General features: G+C 62.7%; 15 protein-coding genes. 7 read left to right on the forward strand and 8 right to left on the reverse strand.

What is annotated here, in order from left to right; all coding sequences use genetic code 11:
• Nucleotides 1-58 precede the first annotated feature (58 nt).
• The 4 genes from ACFQ95_RS09170 to ACFQ95_RS09185 all read left to right on the forward strand — a co-directional run bounded on the left by ACFQ95_RS09170 (nucleotide 59) and on the right by ACFQ95_RS09185 (nucleotide 4,665).
• The gene (locus tag ACFQ95_RS09170) at nucleotides 59-1,666 is read left to right on the forward strand and encodes a DNA-3-methyladenine glycosylase 2 family protein (RefSeq protein ID WP_422830541.1); all 1,608 of its coding nucleotides are present in this window, start codon (nucleotides 59-61) and stop codon (nucleotides 1,664-1,666) included.
• Nucleotides 1,662-2,207: a methylated-DNA--[protein]-cysteine S-methyltransferase gene (locus tag ACFQ95_RS09175; protein ID WP_422830577.1), complete on the forward strand. Its 546-nt coding sequence runs from the start codon at nucleotides 1,662-1,664 to the stop codon at nucleotides 2,205-2,207. Before ACFQ95_RS09170 ends, ACFQ95_RS09175 begins: the two co-directional genes overlap by 5 nt.
• 23 nt (nucleotides 2,208-2,230) lie before the next feature.
• The gene (locus tag ACFQ95_RS09180; protein WP_422830578.1) at nucleotides 2,231-3,160 is read left to right on the forward strand and encodes a DMT family transporter; all 930 of its coding nucleotides are present in this window, start codon (nucleotides 2,231-2,233) and stop codon (nucleotides 3,158-3,160) included.
• A gap of 104 nt (nucleotides 3,161-3,264) precedes the next feature.
• The gene (locus tag ACFQ95_RS09185; protein ID WP_422830542.1) at nucleotides 3,265-4,665 is read left to right on the forward strand and encodes an MATE family efflux transporter; all 1,401 of its coding nucleotides are present in this window, start codon (nucleotides 3,265-3,267) and stop codon (nucleotides 4,663-4,665) included.
• A 13-nt stretch (nucleotides 4,666-4,678) separates the two neighbouring features.
• Here ACFQ95_RS09185 and ACFQ95_RS09190 read toward each other — a convergent pair whose 3' ends face one another.
• On the reverse strand, nucleotides 4,679-7,306 hold the full coding sequence (locus ACFQ95_RS09190) for a diguanylate cyclase domain-containing protein (RefSeq protein WP_422830543.1): 2,628 nt from the start codon (nucleotides 7,304-7,306) through the stop codon (nucleotides 4,679-4,681).
• 193 nt (nucleotides 7,307-7,499) lie between these two features.
• Nucleotides 7,500-8,381 (reverse strand): DMT family transporter, encoded by an 882-nt coding sequence (locus ACFQ95_RS09195; protein ID WP_422830544.1) that lies wholly within the window; start codon nucleotides 8,379-8,381, stop codon nucleotides 7,500-7,502.
• A 249-nt stretch (nucleotides 8,382-8,630) separates the two neighbouring features.
• Here ACFQ95_RS09195 and ACFQ95_RS09200 point away from each other — a divergent pair, with 249 nt between their 5' ends.
• The gene (locus tag ACFQ95_RS09200) at nucleotides 8,631-9,113 is read left to right on the forward strand and encodes a hypothetical protein (RefSeq protein WP_422830545.1); all 483 of its coding nucleotides are present in this window, start codon (nucleotides 8,631-8,633) and stop codon (nucleotides 9,111-9,113) included.
• Between the two features lie 50 nt (nucleotides 9,114-9,163).
• Here ACFQ95_RS09200 and ACFQ95_RS09205 read toward each other — a convergent pair whose 3' ends face one another.
• A complete protein-coding gene (locus ACFQ95_RS09205; RefSeq protein ID WP_422830546.1) occupies nucleotides 9,164-9,865 on the reverse strand; it encodes a PEP-CTERM sorting domain-containing protein in 702 nt (233 codons plus the stop codon).
• Between the two features lie 230 nt (nucleotides 9,866-10,095).
• On the opposite strand from ACFQ95_RS09205, the gene ACFQ95_RS09210 reads away from it, so the two are divergent.
• Nucleotides 10,096-10,863: a sulfurtransferase gene (locus tag ACFQ95_RS09210; RefSeq protein WP_422830547.1), complete on the forward strand. Its 768-nt coding sequence runs from the start codon at nucleotides 10,096-10,098 to the stop codon at nucleotides 10,861-10,863.
• Between the two features lie 60 nt (nucleotides 10,864-10,923).
• Here the strand turns inward: ACFQ95_RS09210 and ACFQ95_RS09215 are convergent, their stop codons facing one another.
• The 5 genes from ACFQ95_RS09215 to ACFQ95_RS09235 form a co-directional block, all read right to left on the reverse strand.
• Nucleotides 10,924-11,805, reverse strand: coding sequence for a pirin family protein (locus tag ACFQ95_RS09215; protein ID WP_422830548.1), 882 nt, complete (start codon nucleotides 11,803-11,805; stop codon nucleotides 10,924-10,926).
• Nucleotides 11,806-11,856: 51 nt separating this feature from the next.
• Nucleotides 11,857-12,285, reverse strand: a complete 429-nt coding sequence (locus ACFQ95_RS09220; RefSeq protein ID WP_422830549.1) for an OsmC family protein — start codon at nucleotides 12,283-12,285, stop codon at nucleotides 11,857-11,859.
• 99 nt (nucleotides 12,286-12,384) lie between these two features.
• Nucleotides 12,385-12,939 carry an NAD(P)H-dependent oxidoreductase gene (locus tag ACFQ95_RS09225; RefSeq protein ID WP_422830550.1) on the reverse strand — a complete coding sequence of 185 codons (555 nt, stop codon included), beginning with the start codon at nucleotides 12,937-12,939 and terminating at the stop codon, nucleotides 12,385-12,387.
• 110 nt (nucleotides 12,940-13,049) lie between these two features.
• Complete coding sequence (locus ACFQ95_RS09230) at nucleotides 13,050-13,460, reverse strand: DoxX family protein (RefSeq protein ID WP_422830551.1); 411 nt, start codon at nucleotides 13,458-13,460, stop codon at nucleotides 13,050-13,052.
• A gap of 182 nt (nucleotides 13,461-13,642) precedes the next feature.
• On the reverse strand, nucleotides 13,643-14,344 hold the full coding sequence (locus ACFQ95_RS09235; RefSeq protein ID WP_422830552.1) for a pirin family protein: 702 nt from the start codon (nucleotides 14,342-14,344) through the stop codon (nucleotides 13,643-13,645).
• A gap of 155 nt (nucleotides 14,345-14,499) precedes the next feature.
• Here ACFQ95_RS09235 and ACFQ95_RS09240 point away from each other — a divergent pair, with 155 nt between their 5' ends.
• Nucleotides 14,500-15,447 (forward strand): LysR family transcriptional regulator, encoded by a 948-nt coding sequence (locus tag ACFQ95_RS09240; protein ID WP_422830553.1) that lies wholly within the window; start codon nucleotides 14,500-14,502, stop codon nucleotides 15,445-15,447.
• The last annotated feature ends 327 nt before the right edge of the window (nucleotides 15,448-15,774 follow it).

Below are 15,774 nucleotides of genomic sequence, written 5' to 3' on the forward strand. Positions count from 1 at the left end.
TCAGGCACATGTCCGAAAACGGCTAACCTGTGCCCAGGCCAAGCCTATGATTCAAGCCATGGAAGCCCTCACCCCCGCCCCCAACAGCCTGGAAGACGATGCCTGCTACATGGCGCTGCGCACTCGTGACGCACGCTTTGACGGCCGCTTCTTCACTGCCGTCACCAGCACCGGCATCTACTGCCGGCCGGTATGTGGTGTGCGCACACCCAAACGCGAAAACTGCCGCTTCTACACCCATGCGGCCCAGGCCGAACTGGCCGGCTTTCGCCCTTGCCTGCGCTGCCGGCCGGAACTGGCGCCACACAGCCTGCATTGGTCGGTGCAGGACGCTTCGCGCATCCTGGCCCAGCAGGCTGCGCGTTTGCTCGACGAGCCCGACGCCTGGCCCGACGAGCCCCCCACGGTCGAAGCCCTGGCCACACGCATGGGTGTGAGCGATCGCCACGTGCGCCGCATCTTCATGGCCGAGTTTGGCGTGTCGCCCATGCAATACCTGCAAACCCGCCGCCTGCTCACCGCCAAGCAGTTGCTGGCCGATACCCAGTTGCCCGTGGCCCAGGTAGCGCTCTCCAGCGGTTATGCCAGCGTGCGCCGCTTCAACGATGCGTTTGCGGCGCACTACCGGCTCAGCCCTAGCCAACTGCGGCGCCAGGGTGCAGCGCCGGCCGAGCAGCATCTGGCCTCCAGCAACATCAGACTTGCATACCGCCCGCCGTTTGATGCCGCCGCGCTGCTGGCCTTTTTCCGGACGCGGCTGGTGTCGGGGGTCGAATGGATAACCCCCGTGGATGAAGCCCCGCACATGCCTTTGCAAATGGCCCGCACGCTGCGGGTGCAGGCAGCGGGTGCGGAACATACCGGCTGGATTGAAGTTGAATTTGAACCCGCACATCACCGCGTAGTCCTGCGCGTGAGTGACGGCCTGGGCTCGGTACTGCCGCATGTGATCCGGCGCGTGCGCGCCTGGCTAGACCTGGACGCCGACCCCGAAGCCATCCACGCGGTGCTGGGCCAGCGTTTTCCGCAAGGCCTGGGCCAGCGTGTGCCGGGCAGCATGGACGGCTTCGAATTGGCCGTACGCGCCGTGTTGGGCCAGCAGATCACCGTGGCTGCCGCACGCACCCTGGCGCAGCGCCTGGTGAACCGTCTGGGCACACCCATGGAAACCAGCAGACCCGAACTCAACCGTTTGTTCCCCACACCCATGGCCATCAGCCTTTTGGGCGACGCCGCCGGTGACGCCCTCGGCCAGCTTGGCATCGTGCGGCAAAGGCAGGCGGCCATCATCGCGCTGGCGCAGGCCGTGGCTGGCCAGCAGCTGGCCTTGTTTCCAGGGGCTCCGGTGGAAGCCACCGTGCAGGCCTTGAAAGCGATGCCCGGTATTGGCGACTGGACCGCGCAATACATCGCCATGCGTGCGCTGCGCTGGCCGGACGCGTTTCCTGCGGGGGACGTGGCGCTGCAGAACGCGCTGGGTGTGCGCGCCGAACGGCAACCGGCGCGTGCCGCGGAAGAAGCCTCCCAGGCGTGGCGCCCCTGGCGCAGCTACGCCGTGTTGTCTGCCTGGGCCGAACTTGCGCCCCCGGCAAAGCCCCAAAAGCTATCAAAAACAGCAGCAGCCCTCGCAGATACAGCAAGCGCTGGAGATCAAAATCATGATTAACTATTCGCCCAATACCGTGCGCACCAGCTGGCTCAGCCCGCTGGGCCCCATGACCTTCGCCGCCTCGGAAAAAGGCTTATGTGGTGTGTGGTTCGACGGCCAGCGCCACGAACCCGACCTGAACCAATGGCCGCTGGTGCCACTGGAAAGCCATCCTGTGCTGGTGCAAACGCGTGACGCCTTGGTCGCTTACTTTGCCGGCACCAGCGCCCGGTTCGACGTACCACTGGACCTGGGCGGCGGCACGCCGTTTCAGCAAGCCGTGTGGCAAGCGCTGCTGCAGATCCCGGCCGGTGCGACCACCAGTTACCGCGCATTGAGCCAACACATAGGCCGCCCCAAGGCCGTGCGCGCCGTGGGTGCGGCGATTGGCCGCAATCCCATCAGTGTGGTCGTGCCCTGCCACCGCGTGGTCGGCAGCAGCGGCGACCTCACCGGTTATGCCGGCGGTGTGGAGCGCAAAGCCTGGCTGCTTCAGAGAGAGAATGCGCCCCTGGCGACCCAGCCCCATGTGAGCCATAAAACGAGAAAAACACAGTGAACAACCCCAGCCTCAAAACACCCATCAGCGCAGCTACAGCCGCAACCTCCAGCACCGGACAGTCCAAGAAATGGATTTTCGACTTTGTGCTGCTGGCCGCCATCTGGGGCGCATCGTTTCTGTTCATGCGTGGCGCGGCGCTGGAGTTTGGCGCCGTGCCCACCGCAGGCCTGCGGGTGCTGATCGCGGCCATCGCCCTGCTGCCTCTTCTGTGGATGCGCAATTTGTTTCCCGCACTGGCCCAGCACTGGCGCGCGGTGCTCGGCGTAGGGCTGTTGAACTCGGCGATTCCGTTTGCCTGCTTCTCATATGCGGTGTTGTCCATCAGCACCGGTTTGTCGTCCATCCTGAACGCCACAACACCCTTGTTTGGCGCCGTTGTGGCCTGGGTCTGGCTGCGCGAAAAGCCTGACGGCTCGCGCATCATCGGCCTGGCCATAGGCTTTCTGGGTGTGGTGCTGCTGGCCTGGGAAAAGGCCAGCTTCAAGCCCGGCGCCAGCGGCGCGGCCACCGGTTGGGCGGTGTTGGCCTGCCTGCTGGCCTGCCTGTGCTACGGCATTGCGGGCAGCTTCACCAAACGTTTTCTCACCGGCGTGCCGCCTATGGCGACTGCGGCCGGCAGCCAGATCGGCGCGGCCATAGGTTTGGCTTTGCCCGCGCTGTGGCTGCGCCCTGAGGTGCTGCCCAGCGCACACGCCTGGGGCTCGCTGCTGGTGGTGGGGGTGCTGTGTTCGGCCGTGGCCTATGTGTTGTTCTTCCGGCTGATCGCCACCGTGGGGCCGGCCAAAGCCTTGACCGTGACCTTTGCCATTCCGGTGTTCGGCGTGTTTTACGGCACGGTTTTCCTGGGTGAAAGCCTCACGCTGTGGATGGTAGGTTGTGGCCTGGTGATTGTCTGTGGCACGGTCTTGTCGACCGGGCTGGTCAAGCTTGGCAAAACCAAAAACGCGTAGAGCCACTCGGCGGGTAGACTCGCGGGCCCTTTGTAGCGCTGCGGGCATGGCTCACGGCGCTGCTGCCTCTGCCCGCTTGCCAGCCTGACCGCCTTTTTCGCTCAATGCCCATTCGCCACCTGCGCAGCGCCGCCATACAAACCGAAATCAAAGCCTTGTGGCGGCTGGCCTGGCCGGTGCTGATCGGGCAACTCGCCACCGTCGGCCTGGGTGTGACCGACGTGGCCATGGCCGGCCATGCCTCGGCCGAGGATCTGGCCGGTGTGTCACTGGGCGTGTCGATCTGGCACTTGCTGATGATCACGCTCACCGGCGCATTGCTGTCGGTCAACCCCGTGGTGTCGCAACTCTATGGCGCACAGGCGCTGGGGCGCATTCCGCACGTGGTGCGCCAGGCGATGTGGAAAGCCCTGGGCCTGGGTGTGCTGGCCATGCTGGCGGCCAACGTCGCGACCGTGGTGTTTGACCACATGCAGTTGGAGCCCGCAGTGCGCACACTGGCCATAAACTTCGTGCGCATCACCAGCACCGCCTTCCCGGCGTTTTGCCTTTATCGCGTGTTGTACGGCTACAGCACCAGCATCAACCAGACCAAACCGATGATGGTGATTGCCGTGTTGGCGCTGCTGATCAGCATCGTGCTCAACAGCCTGCTGGTGTTTGGCCTGTTCGGCCTGCCGCGACTCGGCGGCCAGGGTTGTGCCTGGGCCACGGTGGCCTGTGTCTGGTTCGATCTGGGCGCCATTCTGTGGTGGGTACGCCGCGCACCGGCCTACCGCAGCACCCAGCCGCTGCGCCAATGGGAGTGGCCCGAATGGCGCGAGATCCGCGGCCTGCTCAAGCTCGGTTTGCCGATTGGCGTGACGTTTTTTGCCGAGTCCAGCGCCTTCAGCCTGGTGGCGCTCCTGGTGGCGGGCTTTGGCGCCACCGTGGTGGCCGCACACCAGGTGGCGCTGAGTTTTACGTCACTGGTGTTCATGCTGCCCATGAGCCTGGGCGTGGCACTGCTGACCCGCGTCGGCCAGGCCTTGGGCGCCCAGGATGCACACGCGGCGCGCATGCGTGCCTGGGTTGGCGTTGGCATGGCGCTGGCGTTGTCGGCTGGGGCGGCTTTGGGCATTGCGCTGTTCAACACGGTCATTGCCAATGCCTACACCAGCGACGCCGGCGTGGCGGCTCTGGCCGCCCACCTGCTGTTGTTTGCGGCGGTATTCCAGTTGTCGGACGGCACCCAGGTGGCTGTGGCCAGCGCCGTGCGCGCCTACAAGGTCACGCGCCTGCCGATGTTCATTCACATGTTTTCGTTCTGGGGCATTTGCCTGCCCTTGGGCTGTGTGCTGGGCCTGGCGCCCGAATGGTTGCCCTGGAAACCGGCCGTGCCCATGGCGGCCCAAGGCTTTTGGACGGCCTTGGTGGTGGGCTTGACCGTGGCCGCCGTCAGCCTGTGGCTGTTGCTCGGACGCGTGTCCAGGCAACGCCTGCTGGCCGCCGCAGGCCCGCGTTGATCCAGCGCTTCTTCTAGCCGCGCGGCGCCGCCGGGGGTTCAAACACACGCACACGCTCGTCGGTTTTTTTTGCGGCATACATCGCCTGGTCCGCATTCCCCAGCAGGCTCTGTAGATCCTGCCCATGCTCGGGGTAGAAGGCCACACCAATACTGGCCGAGACCGCGACTTCTATGCCGTTAGACAGTTGCACCGGGCTTTCGATCAGCGCCACCACCCGGCGCAACACGGTCAGGTGCTCGTCGGCACTTTCCAGATGTGCGAGCAGGATCACGAACTCGTCCCCGCCGAGCCGGCAGACGGTGTCGTTGCCACGCACCGTGGCCTGCAGCCGCTGCGCCATCGTTTTCAGCAACTCGTCTCCCGCCGCGTGGCCGTGGACGTCATTGACCTGCTTGAAGCCATCCAGATCGAGGTAACACAGGCCCAGACGCTGGTGGTAACGCGTGGCCATGGCCATGGCAGGTGTGATGCGGCTGACCAGCGAGGAGCGGTTGGGCAAGCCCGTCAATGCGTCATGAAAAGCCATGTGCTCGACCCGTTCCTGCGAAGCCTTCAGCGGCGTGATGTCGGCCAACATCCACATCGACTCCTCCAGCGCGTGGTCTAACATCACGCCGTGGGCGTCCACCCATATCAGATGTCCGAGTTTGTGCCTGACCTGAAATTGCGCACGGAAGCGCTCACCAGCGCGCAATGCGGTCAGCGCGCGCGCGCGCAGCGTGTGGTAGGCCTCTTCATTGACATGGAACTGCATCAGCGACGCCCCTTCGACGTCTTGCGGCGCGTAGCCAAAAATGGTCTGCATGGCCTGGTTGCGCCACACCACCTTCTGGTCGCGCAATTTCACAATACCTATCAATTCGTTGTCCAGCATCAACTGCTGCTCCCGCAGCACGTGCTGCAAGCGTTCTTTGGTCGCCTTGAGTTCCGTGATGTCGTAGATCACGGTGCGGGTCATCAGAAATGCACCCTGCGCATCGGTCACGGCGGTGGCACTCAGGCTGACCTGGCGCGCCGGCATGCCAGGTGCCACCAAGTCCAGCACCAGGCCAGAGACGGCCTGATTGGCCTTGACCTGGGGAAACAGGCGCTTGAACTGCGCCCGGCCTTCGTCCGTCAGAAACTCGGAAATTTGGCGCTGGCCAATGAGCGCCTGCGGCGTGCACCCCAGCCAGGACGCCACGGTGGTGTTGACGTGCAGGAAGTAGCCATCCGCGTCCAGCGAGTAGTAGCCACAAGGGGCGTTGTCATACAGATCGCGGATCTCCGCAGCCGAGTTGGCCAGCCGGGTCGCCAAGGTCTTGCGCTCGGTGATGTCGCGCGACGAACAGTAGATCAGCTCCTCGCCTTCAATCGACACCGCCACGCTGCTCACCTCCACATCGATGCTGCTGCCATCGGCACGGCGGTGCCGCGTCTCAAACTTGCGCAGTTCGCGCAGGTCGGCGGTGGCAAGAAACTGCGCAATGTTCTGCTCTGGCAGCGCCGCGTCCCAGTCCGCAACGTGCCGGCCACGCATTTGCTCGGGGCTATAACCCAGCATGGCCGCAAATGACGCACTCAACTCCACCAATTGTCCCGTGCGGTCCAGCACATGGATGCCGTCGCTGGCGGTGTGCAGCAGGGCTTGGTGGCGCCGCGCCTCATGGGCCAGCGCGGCCGCGGCCGCACGTTCACGCCGCCAGGCGCGGTACACCGCCACCGAGGAAAACGCCAGTACCAGCGCCGCCGCCGTGACCAGGCCGGCAACCTGGCTCAGTTGTGTACGCCAGGTCAGCGCATATTCCTGCGTGCCCAGGCCCACCAACACCAGCAGCGGATACCCTTCGACCTGGCGGTAGGCGCCTATGCGCTCCACCTGGTCCAGTGGCGCACGTGTGACCACCACCCCCCGGTCCGGGCGCGCCGCCACGGCCTGGCGCAGTGCCGGGGAAACGTTGTCGCTGGCGGGAGGTTCGGTCTCGGGTCGGCCTGCGACCTGGCGCGCAATCAGCGTCAGGTCGAGGAAGCGCAAACTCACTGCGCCCTCGCTGCCCACATCCACACTGGCTAACTGCTGCGCCAAATGTGCAATGTCCAACACCCCATAGATGACACCGCCAAAGGAGCCATCGGCATTGTCGAAGCGCCGCGCCAGCGCAATCACCTGCTGGTGGCTGATGCGCGACACCAGAGGCTCGGAGATCACCAGGCGGCCACTGACGTCGTCCCGGGCGCGCACAAAAAATGCACGCGATTTAATCTCCAGCGGAGCCAGGGTCGGCACGGCGCTGCCGAAACGCACAACGCCATCGGCGTCGGCGATGCGCAGACCTTGCAGCTCGGGCACCAGCGCCATTTGTTCGGCGAGCATGGTGTTGGTCAAGGCTGCGTCAAAGCCTTCGCCGCTGCGGGAGCGGCGCATCTCCTGGATGACACTGCGCATGGCGGTGTCCACACGCGTCAATTCGGCGGCAATGTTTTGCTGCAAACCCTGGGCAAGGTTTTCGCCGGCCGTCAGCGCACGTTGGTGATAGGACTCGCGGCTGGCCTTCAGCGTCACCGCCGCCAACGAGACAAACAACACGATCACCAGCACATCGACCAGCAGCAGCCAGCGCAACGGCAGAGGATGAACTTCCCCATTTGCACTCTTCATGCAGGCACCCTCACTCGCTATTCACTCAGATCGTTTATCCAGGGACCGTTGAAGACGCCCAAGCAAGCCTCAAAGGCTTGGTTTTGTGCCGCAATTTTCCTGATGATACGAGTTTGGCCTGACAGAAAGCCAACAAATGCTAAGGAGAAATACCGCATCCAACGGGGGGCGTACGGGCTATAACCGCACCGCCTCAGGCCCGGCGTTGCGCCCAGCCCCAGACCTCGTTGGTGACCAAGGCCCCCACCACCATGGCACCACCGATCAGCACGGTAGCACCCGGGGCTTCGTTGGCGCCCCACCATGCCAGCGCAATACCGAAGATCACTTCCAGCAGCCCCAGCAAGGACACTTCCGGCGCCTGCAGAACCCGCGCGCACAACACCGACAACACACAGGGAATCGCCAGTTGCACCAGCCCCAACAGGGCCAGCAGACCCACATCATGCGCCGTGGCCTGGAACGGGTATGCCAAAGGCAGCGTCACCAGCGTGGAGATCAAGGCCCCGACCATGACCGCCGGCACCAGATCAACATGCTGGCCATGCGCCTGGCTGCGCTGCACCACCGTCCAGTTGATGGCAGCAGCCAAGGGCACACACAAGGCGACCGCGGTGCCTAGCAACATGTCACCTTCCATCTGCAACTGCGTGCCGTACATATAACCTATGCCCAGGCCTGCCACGGCAATCGCCAACCAGGTGCGCAGCGCCAGACGATGGCCAATAAAAATGCGCGCCACCAAAGCCGTGAACAACGGCCCCAGCGCCATGGTCACCAGCACGTTGGCGACCGTGGTCAGTGTCAGTGCCACCATGAAGGCGGTGAACATGATGCTCCAGCACACACCCGACACCAGCACCGAGACCCCACCGCGACGGATCTTCTGAAATACCTCGCGCCCCTGGAAGGCCGGCAGTATCACCAGCAGGGACAGCAAGGTGAAAAAGCTGCGCCAGAAAGTGACCTCGAAGCTCTTGGCCGATTCGAGATGGCGTGTGGTGACCCCCGCGATCGACCACATCAAGGTAACCAGAACCATCAGGAACAAAGCGCGCGCGTGAGAGAGTTTCATGGAATGACAGAACGTTGGGAGGCCCATACGGGCCCCAAGTTCGAGATGAAACTGATGGCGATTGCTGACGTATGCGGCGCGCTATTTTCGCCCAGATCTGCACCAGCCAGTGGCGCGGCAAACCCCTAGGGCCGCCATTGCCCTCGCCCGCCGGCATGCAGACCAAGCCCGACAAAGACAAACTTCGCCTACAGCGGCATGTGCCCTCACCTCTACATAATGCATGTACAACCACAGAGGAGAACTCCCATGCGCCTGCGCACCATTTTGCTGATTGCTTTCATCCTGTTGATTGCCGCCTTTGTGACCCTCAACTGGAGCGAGTTCATGCAGCCCACGGAACTCAGCCTGGGGTTTGCCATTTTTCAGGCCCCATTGGGCTTGGTGATGGTTGGACTACTGGTGGTGTCGCTGCTGGTGTTCATGCTGGCATCGGCTTACCAGCAGACCGCGTATTTGCTGGAAAGCCGCAAGTTCAGCAAAGAGATCAACGCGCAGCGCGAGTTGGCCGACAAGGCCGAAGCTTCACGCTTCACCGAGTTACGCCAGGCGCTGGAGCAGATGAACCAAAACGCGCTGCAGCGCGAAGCGGCCCACGAGGCCAGCCTGCGCCAGGAGCTGCAACGGCAGACCGAGCTGATCCTGAGCCGTATCGACAGCTCGGGCAACACCCTTGCCGCCTACATTGGAGAGGTCGACGACCGCATGCAAGGCCGTGGCAACGTGGCTTGAGCGGACACAGGGCTGCTGTGTCCCCCCAAACGCAGGGCCAGCGATACAGATCAGCTTTTGCGGCGGCGACTGGCTGCAGCCACGCCCACCAGACCCAAGGCCAGCAGCGCCAGCGAGGCGGGTTCTGGCACCGTGTTGTTGCCCACGGTCACCAGCACCGAGGTCATGCCCACGATGTTGCCGGTGAATATGTTCGTAGCTTCCAGAATAAAGCTGTACTGGCCGATCGCATTGGGGTCAAAGCTGTATCCGCTGAGCAGTTCAACAAGGTTAAAACCCACGTTTGTCGAGTTCTGCGAATTTGTCAGCCCCCAGTAAATGGTCTTGAAGTTTTCGTTGGCGCTAGGGTCAACGTCAAACAACAGCGAGTAGCTGTAGGGGTTGGCGATGGTGTCGCCGCCAATGTAGTAGTCGATGTTCCAGGTTGCCAGTTGCTGCGCGATCGACGCAGCATTGGTCTGGTCCACCCCGGCGGCAGCGTAGAAAACACCGGCACCGTTGTTCGTCACGGCTTGGTTGGCATAACGTGCGGTCACCGTCAGGCCCAGCGTGATGGTGCCAGTCGCCTGGCCGAAGATGTTGCGGCCGGTGAACCTGTCGATCGCCACAGCGCTATTGGATATGCCAGTGCCGCCGAAGGTGGCGCCGGCCAGGGTGCCGAAGGTGTCATAGGCCGGGGTGAGCGAAGCAGAGGCACTGAGAGACATCAGGGCCATGCTGGCGGAGAGCAGAAATTTGGAGACGAAGTTCATGGCTGCGAAAAGTTTTAAGTTGTTTCATTAAGTAACAGCAGACTTCATGCCACCATGTTGAATCAACAACTTAGCCGCGATTTGTGTCAATTGTGTAAACAATTTCGACGAATTTTGAACACTTGGCCGGATTCCGCGCCTCGCTTGCCAAAACGTTCTGCAAAGCGTTCCGGACTGGGGCTTTGATGCAGCACAGAGACCGGATCGGGTCGGCCTCTTAAAATCCGCGTGTGAACTCCATCCTCAACATCTCCGTCTACAAGTTTGTCCCCCTGCCCGATGCCGACGCCGTGCGCGAGGTGTTGCTGGCCCGGGCCAACGACCTTCAGCTCAAGGGCACCATCCTGCTGGCGCACGAGGGCATCAACATGTTTCTCGCCGGCCCGGCCGAAGCGGTGCACGGCTTCATGGCACAAACCAAGGCCGACCCACGCTTTGCCGACCTGGCGCCCAAGGAGAGCTGGTCGGCCACGCAGCCGTTCAAGAAGATGCTGGTGAAGGTCAAGCGCGAAATCATCCGCATGGACTACCCGACCATTCAGCCCGATTTCTCACGCAACGATGGCCGGGCCCCAGCCGTGGCCGCGGCCACCGTGCGCCGCTGGCTGGACAGCGGCGTGGACGACGAGGGCCGCCCGGTGGTGACGCTGGATACACGCAACGCCTTCGAGGTGGACCACGGCACGTTTGACGGCGCCATCGACTGGCGCATCACCAAGTTCAGCGAGTTCCCGGCGGCACTCAACGCCCACAAGAACGCGTTCGAGGGCAAGACCGTGGTGAGCTTCTGCACCGGCGGCATACGCTGCGAAAAGGCCGCCATCCTGATGCGTGAGGTGGGCGTGGAGCGGGTCTACCAGTTGGAAGGCGGCATCCTCAAGTACTTCGAGGAAACCGATGGCGCCCACTACCACGGCGACTGTTTTGTGTTTGACGAGCGACGCACACTGGGCGCAGACCTGAGCCAGACCACCGCGACCGAAGAAGCCTCCAGCTAAAACTACAGTTTTAATAGCTGCCTGCGCATATGCAGCCTGCGCAAGTGGCAAAAACTTTGCTCAAGCCGGCTTGCGCGGCGGTGGCAGTGGAATGAACTCGGTTTCGCCGGGCACCTGGCCCATGCGTTGCGCCAGCCAGTCTTGCTCGGCCTGCTGTATGCGCTCTTTGCGGCTGGAGACAAAATTCCACACCATGTGGCGATGGCCGTCGAGTTTGTCACCGCCCAGCACCATCAACTGCACATCGGCATCGGCGCGCAGCAGGCAGGTCTTGCCGGGCTCCAGAAAGGCGAACGCCTGTTGCGCCAGCACTTCGCCATCAATCTCGACCGGGCCGTCGACGGCATAAACCCCCAGCTCGGCTTCGCTCGCGGGCAACTCGAACACCTCGCCTGCGGCGAGTTTCACATCGACATACAAGGTACGGCAAAACGTGGCCACCGGCGACTTCTGGCCAAAGGCCTCACCAATCAGCACGCGCACGGTGGAGGCGCCGACCGCCTTGGCCGGCAGTTGAGCGGCGGCGGTGTGGATGAAGCTGGGCTCCACCTCTTCCGCTGACTGCGGCAAGGCGGCCCAGAGCTGGATGCCGTGGTTCACATAAGGCACTTTGGCCAGCTCTTCCGGGCGCCGCTCGGAGTGCACGATGCCGCGTCCCGCCGTCATCCAGTTGATGGCGCCGGGTTCAATTTTCTGCACCGAGCCCAGGCTGTCGCGGTGCATGATGGCGCCCTCGAACAGATAGGTCACGGTGGCCAGGCCAATGTGCGGATGCGGGCGCACGTCGTGCTCGGTTTCGGGCTGTACCGTGACCGGGCCGAAGTGGTCGAAAAAGATGAACGGGCCCACGCCCTGCTTGTGCACCGAGGGCAGCAAGCGGCGCACGAAGAAGCCACCGCCCAGGTCTTTTTGATGTCCGTTGATCTGTGCGGCGATACCCATGGTGGCGGCTCCTGTTGTGCTGTTGAGTTGGCTGTTCTGGCTATTGTCGGCTCAGGCGAGACGCTCGACCTGGGTTTCGATTTCGGTGGTCACGGCCGTCATGAGTTTGTGCACCGGGCATTTCTCGGCCACGGCCTGCAGCTTCTGCATCTGCGCGTCGGTCAGCTCGCCCTTGATCTGCAGTTTGGCCGAGAGACGGTAAATGCCGTCGCGCTCCTTGCTGCTGTCGCGCGTCACCACGGTGTGGATGTCGTCCACCGGAATACCGGCCTTGCGGGCGTACCACATCACGGTGAGTGCCTTGCAACTGGCCAGCGCCGTATCGTAGAAGTCATGCGGGCTGGGTCCGGCATCGTTGCCACCTTCGGCCACACTCACGTCGGCCAGCAACTGGTGCATATCAATTTTGACGGACTGGGCCAGGGCGCTGGCCGCTTGAGCAGGCACCACATGGCGTGCAAGACTGAGTTCAATCGACATAAACAATCCCTTCCAAGGCAATTTCTGTTTCGAGGCCGGACACGCTCAGCGCAGGCGGCAAGCCTAACCGACTTCCGCGCTGAAACTGGCTCAGTGAACTCAAGCCGCGAAACGTTTGGCCATCTCGGCCACACGTGCGCCATAAGCGCGGGCACCGTCCAGATCCCCGGCAAACATCTCGCCAGCACTGGCGTCGGATGGCGAGCGCGCCATGGCCCCCATGTAGGAGCCCAAGGCGTTAGGGTCGTTCGGCCCCGCCGCCTTGGCGTTGCTGGGCATCACACCCAGGCTGACCCACAACATGCCGTGCTGCATGGCCAGAGTGTTCAAGGTGACCAGGGTGTTTTGTTTGTCGCCGCTGGGGCTGGCGCTGTTGGTGAAGCCACCGGCGATCTTGTCCTTCCAGCCGCTGGCAAACCAGACCTTGCTCGAGGCGTCGGCAAAACGCTTGAACTGCCAGCTGACGCTGCCCATGTAGGTGGGCGAGCCAAAGATGATGGCCTGGGCTGCGGCCAGGCTTTCCCAACCGCCTTCAGGCAATTGGCCGTCCGCATCAATGGCCAGCAACTCGGCATCGGCGCCAGCGGCAACGGCTTGCGCCATGCGCTGGGTATGGCCATAACCGGAGTGGTAAACAACAACAACTTCAGACATCTCAATCTCCCTTTTTTGATTCAACAGTATGGCTGCGCCGGCCCACGAGCGCATCACCCAAAAGAAAGGGCCGGACGAAACCGCCGGCCCTTTCCTGCTAGCGCAAGCGCTTAGTTGCCGCGGCGTGCGTCCAGGCTCCAGGCACCTGCACCATGGGCGGCCAACACCAGCAGGCCACCGATGACGGCGATGTTCTTGAAGAACATCAGTTGCTGCACCATGGCTTGTTCAGCTGGCACACCCCAGTAGTTGTGAAAGAACACACTGGCGCCCAAGGTGAACACCGCCAACACCAGTGCCGCGATACGTGTGCCAAAGCCGAAGATCAGTGCCAAGCCACCCACAATCTCCACCACCAGCGCAATTGCAGCGCCAACCGACGGCATGGGCAGACCCTTGGACGCGATGTAACCCACCGTGCCGGCAAAGCCGGTGAGCTTGCTGATACCTGCAGGCAGGAACAACAGCGCGATCAGCAGACGACCCACCAGGTTCAGCGGATTTTGCAAAGAATTCAACATGATGATTTTTCCTAAAAAATAAAAGAAACAAAAAAGAAAACGCAACTCTTGGAAACACCACCGCCGTGGAGGAAACGCACCAGGAACTAGTTCCCGGCATCACCCCCAAGCGGTATGAACGGTTGGAATCAACCGCTCAACGGTACAGCCACGAGCGAGGTGACCGCACCGCCCGAGCTTGGTTACCGGCTCAGGTCGAAAACCAGAACCTCGGCATCCTGGCCGCCGCTCAGCGAAACCGACTTCTCGCCGTCGAGCAACAGCGCATCGCCAGCACTCAGGCTTTCGCCGTTGACCTGCAACGCACCGCGCACCAGGTGCACATAGCCCTTGCGCTCCGGGTTCAGCGCCAAAGTGGCCGATTCCTCACCGTCAAACAAGCCAGCATACATGGCAGCATCGGCATTCACCTTCACCGAACCATTGGCACCGTCGGGCGAGGCCACCAGGCGCAGGGCACCACGCTTCTCGTTCGCCGCAAAGGTCTTTTGCTCGTAGCTGGCGGGAATGCCGGTCACATTGGGTTCAATCCAGATTTGCAGAAAGTGCGTTGTCGCATCAGGTGCATGGTTGAACTCGCTGTGGCGCACGCCGTTGCCCGCACTCATGCGTTGCACGTCACCGGGCGGAATCGCCTTCACGTTGCCCATGGTGTCCTGGTGGGCCAGTTCACCTTCGAGCACGTAGCTGATGATTTCCATGTCGCGGTGGCCGTGGGCGCCGAAGCCGGTGCCCGGGGCGATGCGGTCTTCGTTGATCACACGCAGATTGCCCCAGCCCATGTGGTCAGCGTCAAAGTAACCGGCAAACGAAAAACTATGTTGGGACTTCAGCCAACCGTGATCAGCATGGCCGCGGTCCTGAGATTTACGAAGTGTCAACATAACGAACTCCTGTCTTGGTTAGCGCGCCTTCCGGCGCCCTGGTTGTGGAGGCATCGTGTGCTTCCATGGGCTCAACTTTAGGCGTCTGAGGCTGTTCTGCGAGTCATGGCGTTTGATGGCATCATTCAAATTATTTGAATAGTCGATAGCCGATCATGCAAAACCCGCGCGAAGTCCTGACACCTGAAGCCCTGGCCATGTTGGTCGCCATTGCCGATGCGGGCAGTTTTGCCGGCGCAGCGCGCAGCCTGGGCATGGTGCCCAGCGCCCTCACCTACCGCGTACGCCAGATCGAAGATGCACTCGACGTGCTGCTGTTCGACCGCAGCTCGCGCCAGGCCAAGGTCACCGAGGCGGGCACCGAATTGCTGCGCGAGGGCCGCCGCCTGCTGGCCGACGTGGATGCGGTGGCGAACCGCGTCAAACGTGTGGCCACGGGATGGGAACCACAACTCAGCCTGGCGGTGGACAGCGTGGTCTCCCACGCCACGATGATGGAGCTGTGCGAAGCCTTCTACGCGCTGAACCCGCCCACACGCATCCGGCTACGTGAAGAAATCCTCTCGGGCACGCTGGAAGCGCTGACCTCGGGCCAGGCCGATTTGTCGATTGGCGTGGCCATGGAGGTGGCCTCCAGTCCCGAAATCGAAGCCCGTTTGCTGGGCGAGATGCCGTTCATTTTTGTGACAGCGCCCCACCACCCCCTTGCCAAAGCGGTGGAACCGATTGCGGACGCCGTCATAGGCCAGCATCGCGCGGTGGCCGTGGCCGACAGCGTGCAGCGCGGCGGCGGGCTCACCTATGGGTTGCTCGCGGGCCAGGACGTGTTTACCGTGCCCAGCATGCGCGCCAAGCTGGAAGCCCAGCTGCGCGGCCTGGGCGTGGGCTTTCTGCCTGAAAGCCTGGTGCGCCCGTATCTCGACGCGGGCCACCTGGTGAGCAAACGCGTAGAGCGGCCAAACCGCATCGTGCGCCTGCACTACGCCTGGCGCACGCCGGCGCGCGGCACACAAGGCCGCGCGTTGAAGTGGTGGCTGCAGCAGTTGGAAAGCGCGCCCACACGCCAGGCATTGCTGGAACGTCAAAGCCAACAATGGGATTAGGGCCTGTTAACCCCATGGATGGGAGACGCGTTGCGAGTCCAAAAGGCCAGGGGCGAGGCGCAAAACGCAGCCGGGGTGAACCCCGGCAAGGCTTTGCAACGACGCGGCTGGTCTTTTGGGCCGCAACCCGTTGGGAACGTGCTTAAAAAGCCGCCACTCCGCGTTGCACTCCTAGGCCAGGCAGACGCCTGGCCGCCAAAGTTCTGATGACACAGCGTCTTGATTGGCGGCTTTTGAATCACGTTCGCTCTCTCATCCATAGTGTTAACAGGCCCTAAGTCAATGGTGTGACACCTGAGTGCCGTTTCGCAAAACCCTTTGGCGCAG

It is taken from the genome of Variovorax sp. HJSM1_2 (assembly GCF_049316285.1).
Classification (GTDB): domain Bacteria; phylum Pseudomonadota; class Gammaproteobacteria; order Burkholderiales; family Burkholderiaceae_C; genus Rhodoferax_B.

What these genes read in the sequence shown, in the direction of transcription:
- ACFQ95_RS09215 (WP_422830548.1), bottom strand. Translation starts at nt 11,805, where the DNA reads ATGGGTATCGCCGCACAGATCAACGGACATCAAAAAGACCTGGGCGGT.
- ACFQ95_RS09235 (WP_422830552.1), bottom strand. Translation starts at nt 14,344, where the DNA reads ATGTTGACACTTCGTAAATCTCAGGACCGCGGCCATGCTGATCACGGT.
- ACFQ95_RS09220 (WP_422830549.1), bottom strand. Translation starts at nt 12,285, where the DNA reads ATGTCGATTGAACTCAGTCTTGCACGCCATGTGGTGCCTGCTCAAGCG.
- ACFQ95_RS09170 (WP_422830541.1), top strand. Translation starts at nt 59, where the DNA reads ATGGAAGCCCTCACCCCCGCCCCCAACAGCCTGGAAGACGATGCCTGC.
- ACFQ95_RS09200 (WP_422830545.1), top strand. Translation starts at nt 8,631, where the DNA reads ATGCGCCTGCGCACCATTTTGCTGATTGCTTTCATCCTGTTGATTGCC.
- ACFQ95_RS09195 (WP_422830544.1), bottom strand. Translation starts at nt 8,381, where the DNA reads ATGAAACTCTCTCACGCGCGCGCTTTGTTCCTGATGGTTCTGGTTACC.
- ACFQ95_RS09190 (WP_422830543.1), bottom strand. Translation starts at nt 7,306, where the DNA reads ATGAAGAGTGCAAATGGGGAAGTTCATCCTCTGCCGTTGCGCTGGCTG.
- ACFQ95_RS09185 (WP_422830542.1), top strand. Translation starts at nt 3,265, where the DNA reads ATGCCCATTCGCCACCTGCGCAGCGCCGCCATACAAACCGAAATCAAA.
- ACFQ95_RS09230 (WP_422830551.1), bottom strand. Translation starts at nt 13,460, where the DNA reads ATGTTGAATTCTTTGCAAAATCCGCTGAACCTGGTGGGTCGTCTGCTG.
- ACFQ95_RS09205 (WP_422830546.1), bottom strand. Translation starts at nt 9,865, where the DNA reads ATGAACTTCGTCTCCAAATTTCTGCTCTCCGCCAGCATGGCCCTGATG.
- ACFQ95_RS09225 (WP_422830550.1), bottom strand. Translation starts at nt 12,939, where the DNA reads ATGTCTGAAGTTGTTGTTGTTTACCACTCCGGTTATGGCCATACCCAG.
- ACFQ95_RS09240 (WP_422830553.1), top strand. Translation starts at nt 14,500, where the DNA reads ATGCAAAACCCGCGCGAAGTCCTGACACCTGAAGCCCTGGCCATGTTG.